The organism is Paenarthrobacter nitroguajacolicus, from assembly GCF_007786235.1.
GTDB lineage: Bacteria > Actinomycetota > Actinomycetes > Actinomycetales > Micrococcaceae > Arthrobacter > Arthrobacter nitroguajacolicus_A.
In genome coordinates, this window is record NZ_VNFK01000006.1 from 197,506 (window position 1) to 215,293 (window position 17,788).

Annotated in this window: 17 protein-coding genes and 1 tRNA gene; 11 read left to right on the top strand and 7 right to left on the bottom strand. The window is 63.3% G+C overall.

The genetic code is table 11. The features are described 5' to 3' along the window. The first annotated feature begins 65 nt into the window (after positions 1-65). From FQP90_RS10195 to FQP90_RS10220, 6 genes are all read left to right on the top strand, one after another. The gene (locus FQP90_RS10195) at positions 66-545 is read left to right on the top strand and encodes an FMN-binding protein (protein ID WP_144649817.1); all 480 of its coding nucleotides are present in this window, start codon (positions 66-68) and stop codon (positions 543-545) included. Positions 546-550: 5 nt separating this feature from the next. Beyond that, on the top strand, positions 551-1,423 hold the full coding sequence (locus FQP90_RS10200) for an FAD:protein FMN transferase (protein ID WP_144649819.1): 873 nt from the start codon (positions 551-553) through the stop codon (positions 1,421-1,423). After that, positions 1,420-2,922 (top strand): FAD-dependent oxidoreductase, encoded by a 1,503-nt coding sequence (locus tag FQP90_RS10205; protein ID WP_144649821.1) that lies wholly within the window; start codon positions 1,420-1,422, stop codon positions 2,920-2,922. The genes FQP90_RS10200 and FQP90_RS10205 overlap by 4 nt, the downstream gene beginning before the upstream one ends. Positions 2,923-3,027: 105 nt before the next feature. Then, positions 3,028-3,100: transfer RNA gene (locus tag FQP90_RS10210), tRNA-Arg, on the top strand. Positions 3,101-3,284: 184 nt separating this feature from the next. After that, the gene (locus FQP90_RS10215) at positions 3,285-4,301 is read left to right on the top strand and encodes a M4 family metallopeptidase (protein WP_144650040.1); all 1,017 of its coding nucleotides are present in this window, start codon (positions 3,285-3,287) and stop codon (positions 4,299-4,301) included. A gap of 80 nt (positions 4,302-4,381) precedes the next feature. After that, complete coding sequence (locus FQP90_RS10220; protein ID WP_144649823.1) at positions 4,382-4,684, top strand: protealysin inhibitor emfourin; 303 nt, start codon at positions 4,382-4,384, stop codon at positions 4,682-4,684. 41 nt (positions 4,685-4,725) lie between these two features. Here the strand turns inward: FQP90_RS10220 and FQP90_RS10225 are convergent, their stop codons facing one another. After that, complete coding sequence (locus FQP90_RS10225) at positions 4,726-5,694, bottom strand: GlxA family transcriptional regulator (RefSeq protein ID WP_144649825.1); 969 nt, start codon at positions 5,692-5,694, stop codon at positions 4,726-4,728. Between the two features lie 81 nt (positions 5,695-5,775). Here FQP90_RS10225 and FQP90_RS23285 point away from each other — a divergent pair, with 81 nt between their 5' ends. From FQP90_RS23285 to hrpA, 3 genes are all read left to right on the top strand, one after another. Next, positions 5,776-5,946, top strand: a complete 171-nt coding sequence (locus tag FQP90_RS23285; RefSeq protein WP_014922190.1) for a hypothetical protein — start codon at positions 5,776-5,778, stop codon at positions 5,944-5,946. A 171-nt stretch (positions 5,947-6,117) separates the two neighbouring features. Next, a complete protein-coding gene (locus FQP90_RS10230) occupies positions 6,118-7,110 on the top strand; it encodes a helix-turn-helix transcriptional regulator (RefSeq protein WP_144649827.1) in 993 nt (330 codons plus the stop codon). 13 nt (positions 7,111-7,123) lie between these two features. Next, on the top strand, positions 7,124-11,059 hold the full coding sequence (gene hrpA, locus FQP90_RS10235; protein ID WP_144649829.1) for an ATP-dependent RNA helicase HrpA: 3,936 nt from the start codon (positions 7,124-7,126) through the stop codon (positions 11,057-11,059). Between the two features lie 83 nt (positions 11,060-11,142). Here the strand turns inward: hrpA and FQP90_RS10240 are convergent, their stop codons facing one another. Genes FQP90_RS10240 through FQP90_RS10250 form a run of 3 tightly spaced genes read right to left on the bottom strand, consistent with a single transcriptional unit; the run spans position 11,143 to position 13,615 of the window. After that, positions 11,143-11,571, bottom strand: coding sequence for an HIT family protein (locus FQP90_RS10240; RefSeq protein WP_144649831.1), 429 nt, complete (start codon positions 11,569-11,571; stop codon positions 11,143-11,145). Next, a complete protein-coding gene (locus tag FQP90_RS10245; protein ID WP_144649833.1) occupies positions 11,568-12,719 on the bottom strand; it encodes an NAD(P)-dependent alcohol dehydrogenase in 1,152 nt (383 codons plus the stop codon). The genes FQP90_RS10240 and FQP90_RS10245 overlap by 4 nt, the downstream gene beginning before the upstream one ends. Then, a complete protein-coding gene (locus FQP90_RS10250) occupies positions 12,716-13,615 on the bottom strand; it encodes a sulfurtransferase (RefSeq protein ID WP_144649835.1) in 900 nt (299 codons plus the stop codon). Before FQP90_RS10250 ends, FQP90_RS10245 begins: the two co-directional genes overlap by 4 nt. Before the next feature lie 72 nt (positions 13,616-13,687). Between FQP90_RS10250 and FQP90_RS10255 the strand changes: the two genes are divergently transcribed. Then, positions 13,688-14,770: a PLP-dependent cysteine synthase family protein gene (locus tag FQP90_RS10255; RefSeq protein ID WP_144649838.1), complete on the top strand. Its 1,083-nt coding sequence runs from the start codon at positions 13,688-13,690 to the stop codon at positions 14,768-14,770. On the opposite strand, the gene FQP90_RS10260 is transcribed toward FQP90_RS10255, so the two are convergent. Further along, complete coding sequence (locus tag FQP90_RS10260) at positions 14,767-15,420, bottom strand: MBL fold metallo-hydrolase (RefSeq protein ID WP_144649840.1); 654 nt, start codon at positions 15,418-15,420, stop codon at positions 14,767-14,769. The two genes, FQP90_RS10255 and FQP90_RS10260, sit on opposite strands and share 4 nt — an antisense overlap. 94 nt (positions 15,421-15,514) lie before the next feature. On the opposite strand from FQP90_RS10260, the gene FQP90_RS10265 reads away from it, so the two are divergent. Then, entirely contained in the window at positions 15,515-15,982 is a 468-nt protein-coding gene (locus FQP90_RS10265) for a Fur family transcriptional regulator (protein ID WP_144649842.1), read from the top strand. Here FQP90_RS10265 and FQP90_RS10270 read toward each other — a convergent pair. Together FQP90_RS10270 and FQP90_RS10275 are read right to left on the bottom strand one after the other, a co-directional pair. Next, on the bottom strand, positions 15,979-16,869 hold the full coding sequence (locus FQP90_RS10270; RefSeq protein ID WP_144649844.1) for a metal ABC transporter permease: 891 nt from the start codon (positions 16,867-16,869) through the stop codon (positions 15,979-15,981). The genes FQP90_RS10265 and FQP90_RS10270 overlap by 4 nt on opposite strands. Continuing rightward, positions 16,870-17,733, bottom strand: a complete 864-nt coding sequence (locus FQP90_RS10275; protein WP_244296649.1) for a metal ABC transporter ATP-binding protein — start codon at positions 17,731-17,733, stop codon at positions 16,870-16,872. Positions 17,734-17,788 lie beyond the last annotated feature (55 nt).

Genomic DNA, 17,788 nt, shown 5'->3' on the forward strand with positions numbered 1-17,788 from the left:
CGACTTCACTGTCTTTGACTCCATTGCCCATCGACCAATCTTGTCCAGTTGAAACGAGCAGAATCATGACTACGCCACTCCGCAAGAGCCTCTACGTTGGTATCGCAGGTCTCTCCATCATGGGAACAGCCGCTGCGTGCGCTCCCACCACGGAGTCCCCGTCCACCCAAACCCCCGCCACCCAGAATGGCGGGCAGGCCTCCACCACCAGCCCTTCGTCGTCTGGCGCGGCCGCCGCCAGCGGTGAGTCGACGTATAAGGACGGAACCTACAGCTCCGATGGCACCTACACGTCGCCCAATGGCCAGGAAACGGTGGGCGTTGAACTGACGCTCGCCGCTGACAAGGTATCCGCCGTCAACATCACGGTGCACCCTTCCAACCCGAACACCAAGAAGTTCCAGGGCGAGTTCGCCAGTGGCATCGCCGCCCAGATCGTGGGCAAGGACATCGACGAACTCAATGTCTCCAAGGTTGCAGGGTCATCCCTGACTTCCGGCGGCTTCAACGAAGCCGTGGAACAGATCAAGTCCCAGGCCAAGTAGCAGCCATGCCGCACCCTGGCTGGAGCATCTTCAGCTTCGAAGGGATCGGTACGCAGTGGGAAATTTCGACGCCGGAGGTGCTGGCTCCCACTGTCAGTCACCAACTGCTTCAGACAGTCGCAGCGTACGACGCGACGTGGTCTCGGTTCCGGCAGGATTCGCTGGTCTCCGGTCTGTCCCGGGGCCCTGGGAGCATCACGCTTCCGGAGCACGCAGTGGCCCTCCAAAGCCTCTATTCGACGCTCTATCAACTCAGTGACGCCGCCATGACCCCACTCATTGGCACCAGCCTCGAACGGCTGGGTTACGATGCCGGCTACACCCTGAAACCTTCGGGCAACCCCGAGGCCGCGCCGCGGTGGGAAGACGTCCTGGAGTGGTCCGGCACACAGCTGACCGCCAAGGAGCCGCTGGTCCTGGACATCGGTGCCGCCGGAAAAGGCCAGCTCGTGGATCTCCTGGGCGAAGTCCTGCGCGCCTCCGGGCACAGCGATTTCCTGGTGGATGGCAGCGGCGACATGCTGCATGCTGGAAGCCAGCCGGTCACCGTGGCGTTGGAGCACCCCTACAACCCGAAGCAAGCCATCGGCACCCTGGAATTGCAGAATTCTGCACTGTGCGCGTCGGCTTCGAATCGGCGTGCATGGGGTGACGGGCTGCACCATGTCCTGGATGGCACCACGGGCAAGCCCATCGAAACCACAGTGGCGACGTGGACCTTGGCTGCGAGCGCCATGGTGGCCGATGCCTTGGCCACGGCCATGTTCATGATGGAACCTTCCTCGTTGGAGGAGGACTTCGATTTCTCGTGGCTCAGAGTGTCCTCAAATGGCGCTGCCACGTTTTCGAGGCATTTTGAGGGGAGACTGTTCACATGATTGCCGCTAAGTCCCGACTGGACACCTGGCTGGGCCGCTTCACCATGTACCGCCTGGTCCTCTGGGTATTGGGCGTGCTGGTCGCCTACAGCATGCTTCTGAACGTGTTGGGGTGGCTGACCTTCGGGCTTCCTCAAATGCTGGCGCATCTGGCGCTGTGCCTGGGCGTCACTTATGCCTCCAACCGCCTTCTCGCTGTGGTGTTCCGGGTCAAGCCGCACACGGAGTCGTCGCTCATCACCGGGCTGCTGCTCTACTTCCTGTTCTGGCCTACCTTCGGAGCCACTGACATGGCGGGCGTGGCCTTGGCTTGCGTGCTGGCAAGTGTTTCCAAGTACGCCTTGGCGTTTCGCGGACGGCACATCTTCAATCCTGCCGCGGCCGGTGCGTTCATAACCGGCCTGACCGGGCTGAACATCGCCACGTGGTGGGCAGCCACTCCGGCGATGCTGTGGCTCTTGGTGCCCGGTGTGCTGGCTGTCCTCTACCGCACCCGAAAACTGCTCATGGCCGGGGTGTTCCTGGTGGCCGCCACGAGCATCATCACCATTGAGCTTCTGGGCCGCAGCATGACCTTTGGCCAGGCCTTGTGGCAGTCGCTGGCGCAGCGGCCGCTCCTCTTCTTCGTGGGCTTCATGCTCTCGGAGCCCCTCACCCTGCCTCCGCGCCGCTGGCAACAGTTAGCGCTTGCCGCCGTCGTGGGTGTTGTTTTTGCTGTTCCCTACAACTTTGGCTTCGTGGCCAACTCCCCCGAACTGGCACTCCTGCTGGGCAACCTCGCCGCGTTCTTCCTGGGACAGCGCGGCGGAGTGGAATTGACCTTCAAGGGTTCGCGCGCCCTCACCCCCGGCAGCACGGAATTCAAGTTCGAACCGCAACGGCCGGTCCGTTTCGCCGCCGGCCAGTTCATGGAACTCAACCTCCCGCATTCCGGTTCCGACGGCAAGGGCCGCCGGAGGGTTTTCAGCATCACCAGTGCCCCCGGCGCGCCGGAGGTAACTTTCGGCGTCGGTACTGCAGAGCCCTTGTCGACGGCCAAGAAGGCTCTCCTGGCGCTTCGCCCCGGGGACAGCGTCTCGGCGACGGCTGTTGGTGGGGACTTCCTGTTACCGCACGACGCCGGGAAGCCGGTCCTGCTGATAGCCGCAGGCATCGGGATCACACCTTTCTTGTCGCAACTTGCAGCCGACGGCACCGCCCGCGACACCGTGGTGCTGTACCTGGCGAAGGGGCGCGACGAGTTGGCCTGCGTTGAGCAACTGGAAGCATCAGGAGCGGCGGTCATCGCAAGGCTCGCCGACGGCTCCACTCCCCCGGAATTCATGATCGACGCCGGCTCGTCCCGGATCGATGCAACACGCCTCAAGGAGCTGGTACCGGATATCGCGGACAGGGAAGTGTTCGTCTCAGGTTCGCCAGCGAGTGTTGATTCCCTGCGCGCTGCTGCACGTGGGGCGGGAGCCCGGCGGGTCCATGTGGACTCGTTTGCCGGGTACTGACTCGCTGCTGACCAGTACATACGTCCGCCGCGCCGGGTTTTCCTTTGCGGCGCAGTGGCTGCTAAGCTCTAGGACGTCCCACCGGCAACGGAGGGAACCCTGGATGCCCTCGTAGCTCAGGGGATAGAGCGTCTGCCTCCGGAGCAGAAGGCCGTAGGTTCGAATCCTATCGAGGGCACAATGAATACCCCCGCCAGTCCTGCTGGCGGGGGTATTTTTGTCTGCCGGATTCCGACTATCAGTTCAAGGCTTGCCGGGTTCACCGCGCAATATTGTCCGTCCTTGCTCCTAGGCTGATCCCAGTTGGTCTTAGTCGATAGCCAAAGGGGTTTGCCGTGATTTGCTCCATCGTCCCGCCTTACATGCTGCGCCGGATTGCCGCCCAGAACGAACCCCGGCTGCGGGCCGTTGCCCGGGCCGCCAAAGAGTCCCTCCTGCACATCAAGGACCTGCAGGCCATCCGCACGGCTCCGATTCCCCCGGCGCCGCCCAGTGCCCGGCAAGCCAAGCCAGGGCCGCCGCAGCGGACCATCTTCGACGCCGAGTCATCGGAAAACCTCCCTGGCCGCGTCGTGCGCAAGGAGGGTGCGCCACCGGTTGGGGATACCGCCGCGGACGAAGCTTATGACGGCCTGGGAAGCACGCATCGCCTGTACGGGGAGATCTTCGGCCGGGATTCCATCGATGACGCCGGTCTTGCCCTGGATGCCACCGTCCACTACGGAACGCTCTATGACAACGCCTTCTGGGATGGGAGCCAGATGGTTTTCGGCGACGGTGACGGCCAAATCTTTCAACGCTTCACCAAGTCCGTCAGCGTGATCGGCCACGAACTGGCCCACGGTGTCACCCAATACACGGCCAACCTGGCCTATCGGAACCAGGCAGGGGCGCTCAACGAGTCAATGTCTGACGTTTTTGGGGTCCTGGTTGAGCAGTATCTGAAGCAGGAATCCGTTGAGCAGGCGAGTTGGCTCATTGGCGAGGGACTCTTCACCGATCAAGTCCAGGGTGCGGCCCTTCGCTCCATGAAAGCACCGGGCACCGCCTATGACGACGACGTTCTGGGTAAGGACCCGCAGCCCGACTCCATGGACACCTACGTGCGAACCAGTGCGGACAACGGCGGCGTGCACATCAACTCGGGCATTCCCAACCGGGCCTTCTACGTAGTGGCTGAAGAGCTCGGGGGAAATGCGTGGGAGGCACCCGGCCAGATCTGGTACGGCACGTTGACCAGCGGAGCGCTCCCGGCGACGTGCACCTTCGGCAAGTTCGCGAAGACCACGGTTACGACTGCGGAAGAACTCTTCGGTGCCGGCTCACCGGAGCATGACGCCGTCCGGAAGGCGTGGGACACTGTGAAGGTCAAGGTTTAGTCAGGTGGCGGGACCGGACATCCACGTTTGGAACCCGCCAACTGACTGACGTGAGTAGGTGGAACGAGAAGCAGCCGGTCATGAAGATCACGGTCCAACGCAGTGGGGGCATCGCCGCAATGACGCGTGTCTGGAGCGTTGACGCTGTGTCCCCCGACGAGAAGGAGCGGTGGCTCCCCATTGTTGAGGCGTGCCCTTGGGACGAGGCCAAGGGACAGGCGCGCGCAGCCAACCAGCCGGACCGGTTCATGTACTCCATCAGAGCCGGACAACGCCGCGCCACCCTGCCGGACCGCGCCGTCACCGGCCCCTGGCAGGAATTGGTCGAGTGCGCCAAGGCGGAGGGGGCAGAATCCCGCGGCCGCCTCGGCGGCCGACGCTGACGCAGCACCAAACTGACGCAGCACCAACCTGGCTCAGAGCCCTAGATAGCCTCGGCCAACTGCCCCCGGAATGCCCGCCGGTAGCTCTGCGGGCTTGTATCCAGAACCCTGGTGAAATGGTGGCGTAGCAACACCGAGTGTCCAAACCCTGCCTCACGGGCGATTTCGTCGATATTCAGTTCGGTGGTCTCCAGGAGTTCCTGGGCACGAAGGACTCGTTGCGAGTTCAGCCAAGCCGCAGGAGTAGCACCGGTTTCGGCGCGGAAGCGGCGCGCGAAGGTCCTGGGCGACATGTGGAGGCGCGCAGCCAACTCGTTCACACTGTGTTCCTCGTCCAGGTGTTCCACCATCCACCGCAAGAGCGCTTCCATGGGCGCCGAGCCGCACGTGGGCATTGGCCTGTCGATGAACTGGGCCTGGCCTCCGTCGCGATGAGGCGGAACCACCATGTCTCGTGCGATCGCGGCCGCCACGTTAGCGCCAAGCTCCACCCGGACAAGGTGGAGGCAGGCATCGATGCCGGCTGCCGTGCCTGCGCTGGTGATGATGTTTCCGTCCTGTACGTAGAGGACGTTCTCATCCACGATGGCGGACGGGTACCGGCTGGCCAGGTCCTGCGAATAGTGCCAGTGCGTGGTGCAGCGCCGCCCGTCCAGCAGGCCGGCGCGGGCCAGTGCATAAGCCCCTGAACAGATGGACATCACCCAGGCGCCCCTGGCATGGGCTGCGCGCAAGGCATCCATCACCGATTCGGGGACCTCCTGGTCCCGGCCGAAGGGCGCCATGATGACGAGGTCGGCATCAGCGGCTGCTTCGAGGCCAAGATTTACGTGCAAGGACAAGCCGGACTTCATGCGGACGTCACCTGGCTCGGGCGTCACCACGCGGAAATCGAAAGCCGGAACTCCGGCGTCCCGGTCCGATCGGTCGATGCCGAAGACCTCGAAAGCCGTACCGAACTCGAAGACCGAGAAGTTGGGAACAACGATCACTGCCACTGATTTCAACATAGTTCCAGTGTGGCAGAAAATTATCTATATGGGGCATTTCTGCCACTGTTTCTTAGTCGGTCACAGGAGCAGGCTTGAGACATGGAAATCTTCGGAATCATCCTCTTCATCGTCCTCATCACTGCCGTCGCCGCTACCGTCTCAGCCCTGTTGAAGGATGGCCGCGGACACAACCCGCCCATCAATTCCAAGGAACCTTGGAGCGCCTTCGATGCTCCGAGCAGCCCGTACTGGAACCCCCGCATTTACTAGGGGCATGCCAGGCCGCTGCAAGGTCCACCACGCCATATCCAACCGACGCCCGTCCGTTCAAGGAATTCTGCAGGATTCCCCGAACGGCGGGCGTCCCTATGTCCGGCGTAAGTGCCTGACGCAACGCCGCCCGGGACCCGCGCACAGGGCGCATAGGCTAGATTCACTTGCATGATCCAAACCTCTGCCCGGCTCCTCCAGCTGTTGTCACTGTTGCAGGTGCGTCGGGAGTGGACGGGACCTGCCCTAGCCGACCGCATGGGCGTGACAGAGCGGACCGTGCGTCGCGACATCGACAAGCTCCGCAACCTGGGCTACCCCATCCACGCCTCCCCCGGCATCGCCGGCGGCTATCAGCTGGGCGCCGGCGCCCAGTTACCACCCCTGCTACTGGACGACAATGAAGCACTGGCCGTCGCCTTGGGCTTGAATTCCGTAGCGGCAGGCCCCGTGGCGGGGATCGGCGAAGCATCGGTGCGCGCCTTGGCCAAACTCGAGCAGGTCCTGCCGTCCCGGCTGCGCCCCAAGTTCGCCATGTTGAAGGCCGCCGTCACTACCCTCCCCAGCAATGCGGCCACGGTCGATCCTCAGCAGCTGACCGTGGTCTCGGCCGCGATATCGGACCGACGCCAGATCTCCTTTGAATACGTAAAATCCGACGGCGACTCAGCACGAAGGCTCGTGGAACCGTACCGTCTGGTGGACACTGGCCGCCGCTGGTACCTGGTGGCCTGGGATGTGGATAGGGAGGATTGGCGAACCTTCCGCGCCGACCGCTTTGCGTCCTTACCTTCGGAACGCAAGAAATACACGCCACGGCCACTCCCTGCCGAGGACCTCGCGGCCTACGTGCAACAATCCATCACCCGGTCGCCTTACAGGTTCGACGTCGTGGTGCGGCTCCGCGCGCCCCTCGCCGAGGTGGCCGCCGTCGTCAGTTCCCAATACGCGACGCTGACGGCTGATGGTGCGGCGGCAACAATACTGAGGTCCGGGTGGGACAACCTGGCCGCACCGGCCGCGTACCTGGCCGCGCTGGACATGGACTTCGAGATCCTCGAACCCCAGGAATTCGCGTCCTACGCACTCGAACTCTCGCACCGGCTGAGTGCCGCAGCCCGGACCGTGACGGGCACAGCGGACGTGGGGCCCCAGCCACAGTAGACTGGCAGCAGCCATGACACTTCATATTTCCTACCCCGCAGAGCTGCCCGTCTCCGAGCGACGCGAGGATCTGATGGCGGCCATCGCCGCAAACCAGGTGACCATCATTGCCGGTGAGACCGGCTCGGGTAAGACCACCCAGATCCCCAAGATGTGCCTCGAACTTGGCCTTGGAGAGAAGGGCCTGATTGGGCACACCCAGCCGCGCCGCCTGGCAGCCCGCACGGTTGCCGAACGCATCGCGTCCGAACTCGACGTCGAGATCGGCCAGGAGGTTGGCTTCCAGGTCCGCTTCACCGGCGAGGTCAGCGCGTCCACCAAGATCAAACTGATGACCGATGGCATCCTCCTGGCCGAGGTCCAGCGGGACAAACTGCTGCGGAAGTACAGCACCATCATCATCGACGAGGCACATGAACGCAGCCTCAACATTGACTTCATCCTGGGCTACCTCAAGCGCATCCTCCCCCAGCGCCCGGACCTCAAGGTCATCATTACCTCGGCCACCATCGATCCCCAACGCTTCGCCAAGCACTTCGGCAGCGAGGAAGATCCCGCGCCGATCATCGAGGTTTCCGGCCGTACCTACCCGGTGGAGATCCGATACCGTCCGCTGTCCCAACCCGCCGCGGATGAGGACAGCTCGGACGACGAACTTGAAGAGGACCGCGATCCCCTGGATGCCGTCTGCGATGCCGTGGACGAACTCGCCAAGGAAGCTCCGGGCGATATCCTCATCTTCTTTTCCGGCGAGCGTGAGATCCGTGACGCCGCAGAGGCCATCAACGGCCGGATCCAAACCAACCGGCGGCTTGCCGGAACCGAAGTCCTGCCGCTCTTTGCCCGGTTGAGCCTCCAGGAGCAGCACAGGGTCTTCAATCCCGGCGGCAAACGACGCATCATCCTGGCCACCAACGTGGCGGAGACGTCCCTGACCGTCCCCGGCATCAAGTACGTGATTGATACCGGAACCGCGCGCATCTCGAGGTACTCGCACCGGACCAAGGTCCAGCGGCTTCCCATTGAACGCGTTTCGCAGGCCTCGGCCAGCCAGCGCTCCGGGCGCTGCGGGCGCGTGTCCGAGGGCATCGCCATCCGCCTCTACTCCGAGGAGGACTTCGAGTCGCGGCCGCAGTTCACCGATCCGGAAATCCTCCGGACCAATTTGGCCGCGGTCATCCTGCAGATGACCGCCATGGGCGTTGCCCGCAGTCCCAAGGATGTAGAAAACTTCCCGTTCGTGGAACCCCCGGATTCCAGGGCCATCAACGACGGCGTCACGCTCCTCCGCGAACTCGGCGCCTTGAGCTCGCCCAAGTCCGGGGACGCGCAGGGTAACGGCCGCGGCGGCAGTGGCCTGACCGCCGTCGGGCAGAAACTTGCCCAACTGCCGGTGGACCCGCGGCTGGGCCGCATGATTGTGGAGGCCGGCAAGCGTGGCTGCGTCCGCGAAGTCATGATCCTGGCAGCTGCCCTCACCATTCAAGACCCACGGGAACGGCCTACGGACAAGCAGCAGCTTGCCTCGGAAAAGCATGCTCGTTTCCGGGACGAGCTCTCGGACTTCACCGGTTTCCTGAACCTGTGGAACTACCTCCAGGAAAAGCAGCGCGAGCTGTCCTCCACGCAGTTCCGCAAACTGTGCCGCAACGAGTTCATCAACTATCTGCGCGTCCGCGAATGGCAGGACCTCTTCACGCAGCTCAGGCAGCTCGCCAAGCCGTTGGGCATAGCGCTGGACAACAAGCGGGAGGCCGATCCCGTAGGGAACTACGAGGGTATCCACATCAGCTTGCTGTCAGGCCTGCTGAGCCATATCGGGCTCCTGGATGAGCGCAAGCGCGAATATGCGGGCGCCCGCGGCAGCCGTTTCGCGATCTTCCCCGGTTCGGCGCTGTTCAAGAAATCACCAGCGTTCGTGATGGCCGCAGAGCTTGTGGAGACCAGTCGTCTGTGGGCCCGTGTTGCTGCCAAGTTCGATCCTTTGTGGGCGGAACAGGTTGCCCCGGACCTTGTGAAGCGGTCCTACAGCGAACCGCATTGGTCATCGCGGCAGGGCGCCGTCATGGCCCATGAAAAAGTCACGCTGTACGGCGTGCCGATCATTCCCAACCGCCGGGTCAACTACGGACGCATCGATCCTGAACTCTCACGGGAAATGTTCATCCGCCATGCTTTGGTGGAAGGGGAGTGGAAAACGCACCATAGGTTCTTCCACCGAAACCGCGCTTTGCTCCAGGAAATCGAAGAACTCGAGACCCGCATGAGGCGGCGGGACATCCTGGTGGACGACCAGACCCTGTTCGAGTTCTACGACGCGCGAGTGGGCAAGGAAGTGGTCTCCGAGAGGCACTTTGATAAGTGGTGGAAGGACGCCCGCCACTCGGATCCCACCCTGCTGGATTTCGACCAATCGCTCCTGATGAGCGAAGACGCCGAGGCTTTGGATGACTCCGCGTATCCTAAGACGTGGCTCCACAAGGGCTTCGAACTCCCCCTGACGTACGAGTTCCACCCCGTGGCACCCGGCTCGGCTCCCAATCCGTCCGACGGCGTCACCGCTGAGGTTCCGGTACTGTTCCTCAACCAGTTGGATGACGCCCCCTTCCGCTGGCAGATTCCGGGACAACGGGCCGAGCTGGTCACGGCGCTGATCAAATCGCTGCCCAAGCAGGTTCGTAAGAACTTTGTGCCCGCCCCGGACGTCGCCCGGCAGGCAACTGCCGCCCTGGAAACGGACTTCGACCCCGCCACTGACGAGCTCGAAGCCTCCTTGGAACTGGTCCTGCGCCGACTCCGCGGCCACGTCATTCCACCAGGATCATGGAACTGGGACGCAGTGCCGTCGCACCTCCGGGTCAGTTTCAAGGTGGTGGACAGCAAGGGCAAGGTGCTGGACGAGGGCAAGGACCTCGCCGCGCTCCAGGAAAAGTTGGCCCCGGCCACACGCCGCGCCATCGCCGAATCACTCGGCGCCACGCCGGCGACGACGACACGCGCCAAGAGTGGCAAGGGAACCAGCACGCCCAACGGCCAAACACCAACCCCCGGTGGCACTTCGACCGGTGACGGCGTACTCGCCGAGCGCAGCGGAATCACAGAATGGGACTTCGGCGTGGTGGAGCGCCAGGTCACCCGGACGGTCAAGGGGCATTCTGTTACCGGCTTCCCCGCCGTCGTCGATGAGGGCAAGTCCGTGGCCCTCCGGGTCTTCCAGACCCGGCCGGAGCAGGAAGCCGCCATGCGCGGCGGCGTCATCCGGCTCCTGGCATTGCGGATTCCCTCGCCCGACCGATACGTCCTGGAACACCTGAGCAACACCGAGAAGCTGACGTTCAGCCAGAACCCGCATGGCTCCGTGAGCGCCCTGATCGCTGACTGCGCATTGGCAGCCATCGACAAACTGGTTCCCCAGGATCTGCCCTGGGATAAGCAGGCCTTCGATGCGTTGTACGAAGTTGTCCGCGCAGAACTGATCGATACCGTCTTCACGGTGACGGCCGTCGTCGAACGGGTCCTGGCCAGCACCCGCAGGATCCAGAAGGAACTCAAGTCGAATGCGAGCCTGCCGCTGATCAGTGCGCTCAACGACATGAAAAGCCAACTGGAGCAACTGGTATTCCCGGGCTTCGTGGCACAGACGGGCTATGCGCAGCTCAGCCAGCTGCCACGGTATTCGCAGGCCATCGAGAAGCGCTTGGAAAAGCTTCCAGGGAACGTACAGCGCGACAGCTTGAACATGGGAATCGTGCAGGCCCTGGAGGATGACTACGACGACGCCGTTTCCGCGCTGCTTCCCGGACGCAGGGCAGGCACTGAGTTAACCCGCGTGCGCTGGATGATCGAGGAGCTTCGGGTGAGCCTCTTCGCAGTTGAGCTGGGCACGGCCTACTCCGTCTCGGAGAAGCGCATCCGCACGGTGCTCAACCAGGCACTGGCCCCGGCTTAGCAAGCAGCAACGAGAAACCCGGCGGCGCTGATTCAGCACCGCCGGGTTAACTCGCTGTAAAGGCCTTAACTTCCTGCAAAGACTCAGTCCTCCGGGATGGTGTTCCCATGACCGGCTGTGCGAAGCGCGGCACGAAGTTTCACCGCAGTGGCATCCATGACTGCGGGATCCGGGTTGTGATCCACATTGTGGACCTCGAAGTCCGCAGTGGAGTAGGCGGGCCACACGTGCACGTGAAGATGGTCAACTTCGAAGCCCTCCATGAGGACCCCTACCCGTTTCGCATCAAACAGCTTCTCCTGGACCTTGCCGATGCTCTGGGCAACGTCCATGACCTTTGCCAGCAATTCCGGGCTGGCGTGCGTCCACGAGTCGACTTCTTCGCGCGGCACCACCAGCGTGTGTCCATGGGTAATGGGCGAAATGGTCAGGAAAGCCACCACGTCCTCGTCCTTCCAGACGAAACGCCCCGGGATGTCTCCGTTGATGATCTTGGTGAACAGCGTGCTCATGCGTCGGCCCTTTCTGATGGTTCTTGAAGCGTTGAGGTGTCCAGCACAAACCGGTACTTCACGTCTCCGGCCACCATGCGGTCGTAGGCCTCATTCAGTTGATCGGCGCCAACAACCTCGATGTCGCTGGCCACACCGTGCTCGGCGCAGAAGTCCAGCATTTCCTGCGTTTCCTCGATACCGCCGATCAACGAGCCCGCGTAGGCAAGGCGGCGGCGGATCAACAGTCCAGGACTGACAGGAGGCATGTCGTCGGCGGGGAGCCCCAGTTGGAAGAGCGCACCGTCCAGGCGGAGCGTCCGGAAGTAGGGATTGAGGTCATGCGGCGCCGCTACGGTGTCGATGATGACGTCGATGCTTCGGTTAGCCGCCTCCATGGCGTCGGCGTCCTTGGAGAGGACCACGTGGTCGGCACCCAGTCCGCGGGCGGCGTCGAACTTGGACTCCGAGGTGGTGAAGACGGTGACGTCCGCCCCCATGGCCTTGGCGATCTTGACCGCCATATGGCCCAGTCCCCCCAGCCCCACAACGCCCACGGAATCGCCCTCTTCGACGTCGAAGTATCGCAGTGGAGAGTAGGTGGTGATGCCGGCGCACAGCAGTGGCGCAGCGGCGGCCGGGTCAAGGGACTCTGGTACGCGCAGCACGAAGCGCCGATCAACCACCACCGACGTCGAGTACCCGCCCTGGGTGATCGAGTCGCCGTTGCGGGGGTCAATGGCTCCGTAGGTGCCGATGTTGCCCCGCTCGCAGTATTGCTCCAGCCCTTCCAGGCAGCTCTCGCATTCCCGGCAGGAGTCCACCAAGCAGCCCACGCCCACGCGGTCACCGGGGGCGAAATCCTGCACTGCGGCTCCTACCCGGGTGACACGGCCCACGATCTCGTGGCCGGGAACCAACGGATAGGGAGGGACCCGCCACTCACCACGGGTTGCATGCACGTCCGAGTGGCAGAGCCCGCAGAATTCAATGGCGATCTCCACGTCGTCCTCTTTGGGTGCGCGGCGTGCCACCGTCAGGGGTACCAGGCCACTGTCCGCAGAGGTAGCCCCAAATGCGGCAGCCAGCGTGGTCGCTGCTGGGGACTCACTGCTGTCAATCAGGATGGGTTTGGCCAAGGGTGGGGGCACGGGGCGTCCGGGTGTCATGCTCCGACGCTACTCCCGGCAGTCGTGCTTGTGCCACTTGGACCACCGGCGTCCCCTTCGAATGGCTCGCTTCCCACGGCCACGTCATTCGCATCATTGGTGGACCATTGCGAGAACGACCCCGGGAACAGCGCAGCGCGGTATCCCGCGATCTCCAAGGCTGCGATCTCGTGGGATGCCGTCACGCCCGAACCGCAATACACCGCAATATTGGACGATTCATCCAGTCCCAACTCCTCAAACCGCCGCCGCAACTCCTCCACCGGCAGGAAGGCGCCGTCGCTTGTGACATTTCCCGTGGTTGGAGCGCTGACGGCTCCCGGAATGTGTCCCGCCCGGGGGTCGATCGGTTCCACCTCACCCCGGTACCGCTCCCCCGCCCGGGCGTCCAGCAGGACTCCGTTGCGGTGCCACTGCGCAGCTTCCTGCTCGGTGATGGCCGGCATGCGGCCATCGCCCAAGGACACGTTCCCGACGCCGGGACGCACCTCGCCGGTCTCCACCGGGTAGCCGCTGGTACGCCAGGCGGCCAGGCCGCCGTCGAGCAGGTGAACGGACTCCACCCCGGCGTTCCGCAGCATCCACCAGGCACGTGCTGCGGCCATGCTGCCACTGTTGTCGTACGCGACGATGGTGTCGCCGTCGTTTATCCCCCACGAGCGCGCTGCGTCCTGGAAGCGATCCGGTGAGGGCAGGGGATGGCGTCCCAGGCCGGGCTGCGCGTGGTCGGCCAACTCTTCGGCGAGGTCCACGAAGACAGCACCGGGCAGGTGCCCGGCCAGGTATTCGCTGTGCCCGTCAGTCCTGCCAAGGACCCACCGGACGTCCAGCACTACCGTCCTTTCCCCTGATTCGACACGCTGGCGTAGTTCCGACGCAGTCATCAACGTGGCCATGGGTTCTCCCTTCATTCCGTCAGCTCGGGCTCCGTTGCTGCCGGCGCCCGCTTTCCAGCCTAGGCTTATCCAGTGAGCAATTCGTGTATTCAGGACAGGACCTGGGCCAGCGAGGCCATCCGCAAAATCGAAGCCGAGAACAACCGCTCGGCGGACACGCATCTTTATGCGGTTCCCCTGCCGGAGCACTGGGGTGTGCACCTGTACTTGAAGGACGAGTCCACGCACCGATCGGGCAGCCTCAAACATCGCTTGGCACGGTCCTTGTTCCTCTATGGCCTGGTCAACGGCTGGATCACGGAAGGCACCACCATTGTGGAAGCCTCCAGCGGAAGCACTGCTGTGTCCGAGGCCTACTTCGCCCGGCTCATCGGTTTGCCGTTTATCGCCGTCATGACCAAGACCACCAGCCCTGAGAAGATCGCCCTGATCGAGGAGTTCGGCGGCGCCTGCTTGCTCGTGGACCATGCTTCGGAGGTCTACGCCGTGGCGGAAGAGACAGCCAAGACGTCCGGTGGCTACTACATGGACCAGTTCACCTATGCCGAACGGGCCACGGACTGGCGCGGTAACAACAACATCGCCGAGTCGATATTCGAGCAACTCTCCTTGGAAGAGCACCCGGTTCCGGAATGGATCGTGGTGGGCGCCGGTACCGGTGGCACCAGCGCCACCATTGGCCGCTATCTCCGGTACAACCGCTACAGCACCCGCCTGGCCGTAGTGGACCCGGAAAACTCAGCTTTCTACCCGGCTTGGCGGGACGGCAACGCGGCCGCAGCCACCGGCTTGCCGTCCCGGATCGAGGGCATCGGCCGACCACGGTCGGAACCGAGCTTCGTACCCGCGGTGATCGACCATATGATCCAAGTCCCCGATGCCGCTTCCGTTGCAGCCATGCGCCACCTCCGGAAGCTCACCGGACTGCACGCCGGCCCTTCGACCGGCACCAACCTTTGGGGAGTCTGGCAGCTGGTCGCCCGGATGGTTTCCGAGGGACGGACGGGCAGCATCGTTTCGCTCATGTGCGACGGCGGCGATCGCTATGCGGGCAGCTACAACGACGCCGGCTGGCTGGCTGGGCACGGACTGGACCCGGAGCCACATGAAGCGGTTCTGGAACGCTTTCACGACACCGGCGTGTGGACAAGCTAGACCTCTACGGAATCCCGGGCTGCGAGCCGGGCGTAGCTGGTGCCATAACGTGCACCGATCCGGGTGACATGCCCCTCCACAATGCCGCGTCCCAGCTCGTTGAGCAGGCCGTCATGGACCGGGAAGGCCTTGGGGGCGCGGACTGAGATGACGAAGTCCACTACCTCGCCAATTTTGGACCACGGGGCATGGATGGGGACCAGGAGCGTTTTGACATCGATCCCGTCCGGGACCACAAAAGAGTCCCCGGGGTGGAACACGTTGTCATCCACCAGGTAACCGATGTTCGCCACCACCGGGATCTGGGCATGGATGACGGCATGCTGCCCACCGAAGGTCCGGATGCTGAATCCTGCCACTTCAAAGCCGGTGTTGGGCTCCACTGCGTGTACGCGGTCGGCGATATCACTGTTTTCCTTCAGTGCAGCAGCTACCCCGGCCGGAGCGTGGACCTCCAGCACAGTGTTGCTCCGCAGGGCTGCCGTCACCGCAGGACGGTCGATGTGGTCGTTGTGCTCGTGTGTAACAAGTACGGCGTGGGCCCCGCTCAGCGCCTCCTCCGATTCGGAGAATGTCCCGGGATCAATCACCAGGACCTTTCCTTCTTTCTCCAACCGGACACAGGCATGGGTGTACTTGGTGAGCTTCATGGGGACAGCCTATGGTCGCCCGCTGACAGTTTCCAACCTTGGCCTACTGGTAAAATTAGGCTTTGCCAGCATCCCCACGGAAGTGAGTCTTTCCATGCCACACGGCACCAATTCCGCCACGACCGCTCCCGCCGCGCCGGCCACCAGCGGCGTAAAGGAGCAGCGCGTCACCAAGCAACGCTTGGCCGTCAGCGCCGCCCTGGATGAATTGGATGACTTCGTCAGCACCCAGGAGCTGTACCGCCTGCTGCAGAACAAGGGCATTTCCGTGTCCTTGGCCACCGCATACCGCATCCTTCAGTCGCTGGCCGACGACGGACTCATCGATGTCCTCCGCAACGGTGAAGGCGAAGCTGTCTACCGTCGTTGCGCCGTCACCGGGCACCACCACCACTTGCTGTGCCGAAACTGTGGCAAGGCTGTTGAGGTGGAGGCTCCCGCCGTCGAGACCTGGGCGGCCCGCACGGCAGCCGAACATGGCTTCACCGAAGTAGCCCACACCGTGGAGATCTTTGGGCTGTGCCCCGAGTGCACTGCCAAGAAGGCCGCCGGGAAACTTTAGAGGGCCCCCGCGGGCAGGTCCCGCGACACGCGGCCGTTGAGGCCGCGGTTGGCTCGGACCCGACCGATGATCCGGCACACCACGTAGATCAAGAAGGACAACGTGGTGACGTACGGGCTGATGGGAATCCGGCTTCCGAGTGCCAGGAGGATGCCACCCACTGTGGCTGTCATTGCGAAGGCCACACTCAGCAGCACCACGAGCCGGGGCGAGGTGGTCACCCTCAGGGCTGCTGCAGCCGGCGTAATCAGCAAGGCGAGAACCAACAGCGCACCCACGATCTGGATGGACAACGCCACGCTCACACCCAGCAGCACCATAAAGCCGATCGCCAGTCCACGGACGGGAACGCCCCGGGCTTCAGCCATCTCCGGGTCCACGCTGGCGAAGCTCAGCGGTCGCCATATGGCCGCCAGTGCGATCATCACCACCACCGCGGTCCCAGCCAGAACCTGTAGCTGAACGGTATCGACGGACACGATCTGTCCGGTCAACAGGCCGAACTTGTTCGCCGCACGGCCTTCGTACAGAGCGAGAAACAGGATCCCCAGGCCGAGCCCGAAAGGCATGATGACGCCGATGATTGAGTTCTTATCCCGCGCCCTCACCCCCATGAAGCCCAGCAGGACGGCCGCAGCCACAGAACCGATCAGGGAACCGAAGATGATGTCGGCACCGATCAGCAAGGCAAAAGCGGCGCCCGCAAAGGACAACTCGGAGATGCCGTGGACGGCGAAAGCGAGGTCGCGCTTCATCACGAACGTGCCAACCAGCCCGCCAAGAAGGCCCAGCACGGCACCGGCCCAGATGGAGTTTTGGACGAGGACCAGCAATTCGCCGTAGTTCTCGAAGTTGAAAATAGTCTGCAGTATGTTGGCCAGGTCCATTTAGAACTCCTCCCCGGCGGCTGCGTGGGCATCGTCATGGAAGTGCGTGGTGGCGTCTGGAAGACCCACGACGACGATCCTTCCGTTGGTATGGATGACCTCGACATGGCTGTCGTACAGTTCGGACAGGACTTCTGTGGTCATGACCTCTTGGGGAGTTCCGACACGGAACTGGCCCCCGGCCAGGTACAGCACACGATCCACATAGTCGATCACGGGATTGATCTCGTGCGTTACGAAGACCACGGCGCTGTTCCGCTCGTGGCACTGCTTGTTGATCAGCGAACTGACGCCCTGCTGATGATGAAGGTCAAGGGAAAGGAGCGGTTCGTCGCACAGGAGGACTTGTGGTTCAGTCGCCAGCGCCTGGGCAACCCTGAGCCGTTGCTGCTCACCACCGGACAGCTGCCCTACCGGCACCTTGGCGTAGTCCGAAGCGCCCACCTGCTCCAACAGGTCATTGATCCGCTGGTTGACACTACCGGACGAGACACGCATGCCCCAGCGGTGCCCGTCGATGCCCAAGCCCACCAGGTCGCGGGCGCGCAGGGGGGTGTCCGGTGCGAACGACTTTTGCTGCGGTATGTAGCCGATCCGCTTGCTTCCACGTTCCACCGGGTGGCCGCCCAGGGATACCGTTCCGGAGTGCAGTTCCTGCAGTCCGAGGAGGACCTTGAGGAAACTCGTCTTGCCGCTGCCGTTGGGCCCCAGGACAGCAAAGAACTCTCCCGGGTTGATGTCGAGGTCGAGATCCCGCCAGAGAGTCCTCTTGCCGAACTGCAGGCTGGCTCCGCGGAGGCTCACTACCGGTGTCAAAAGTTGTCCTCGATCCATGCGCTGCTGGGAACGCAGTTGTTGTGCCATTGGGGTTGGCGAGTGTCCTGGTGGCAGGCAAAAGGCCCCGCAGCCATCCTCAATA

Bases quoted from the DNA above. Each gene is read 5' to 3' on its own strand.
- FQP90_RS10200 (WP_144649819.1), top strand. From the start codon at position 551: ATGCCGCACCCTGGCTGGAGCATCTTCAGCTTCGAAGGGATCGGTACG.
- FQP90_RS10265 (WP_144649842.1), top strand. From the start codon at position 15,515: ATGCCACACGGCACCAATTCCGCCACGACCGCTCCCGCCGCGCCGGCC.
- FQP90_RS10205 (WP_144649821.1), top strand. From the start codon at position 1,420: ATGATTGCCGCTAAGTCCCGACTGGACACCTGGCTGGGCCGCTTCACC.
- FQP90_RS10275 (WP_244296649.1), bottom strand. From the start codon at position 17,733: ATGGCACAACAACTGCGTTCCCAGCAGCGCATGGATCGAGGACAACTT.
- FQP90_RS10215 (WP_144650040.1), top strand. From the start codon at position 3,285: ATGCTGCGCCGGATTGCCGCCCAGAACGAACCCCGGCTGCGGGCCGTT.
- FQP90_RS10225 (WP_144649825.1), bottom strand. From the start codon at position 5,694: ATGTTGAAATCAGTGGCAGTGATCGTTGTTCCCAACTTCTCGGTCTTC.
- hrpA (WP_144649829.1), top strand. From the start codon at position 7,124: ATGACACTTCATATTTCCTACCCCGCAGAGCTGCCCGTCTCCGAGCGA.
- FQP90_RS10240 (WP_144649831.1), bottom strand. From the start codon at position 11,571: ATGAGCACGCTGTTCACCAAGATCATCAACGGAGACATCCCGGGGCGT.
- FQP90_RS10220 (WP_144649823.1), top strand. From the start codon at position 4,382: ATGAAGATCACGGTCCAACGCAGTGGGGGCATCGCCGCAATGACGCGT.
- FQP90_RS10270 (WP_144649844.1), bottom strand. From the start codon at position 16,869: ATGGACCTGGCCAACATACTGCAGACTATTTTCAACTTCGAGAACTAC.
- FQP90_RS10260 (WP_144649840.1), bottom strand. From the start codon at position 15,420: ATGAAGCTCACCAAGTACACCCATGCCTGTGTCCGGTTGGAGAAAGAA.
- FQP90_RS10245 (WP_144649833.1), bottom strand. From the start codon at position 12,719: ATGACACCCGGACGCCCCGTGCCCCCACCCTTGGCCAAACCCATCCTG.
- FQP90_RS10230 (WP_144649827.1), top strand. From the start codon at position 6,118: ATGATCCAAACCTCTGCCCGGCTCCTCCAGCTGTTGTCACTGTTGCAG.
- FQP90_RS10250 (WP_144649835.1), bottom strand. From the start codon at position 13,615: ATGGCCACGTTGATGACTGCGTCGGAACTACGCCAGCGTGTCGAATCA.
- FQP90_RS23285 (WP_014922190.1), top strand. From the start codon at position 5,776: ATGGAAATCTTCGGAATCATCCTCTTCATCGTCCTCATCACTGCCGTC.
- FQP90_RS10195 (WP_144649817.1), top strand. From the start codon at position 66: ATGACTACGCCACTCCGCAAGAGCCTCTACGTTGGTATCGCAGGTCTC.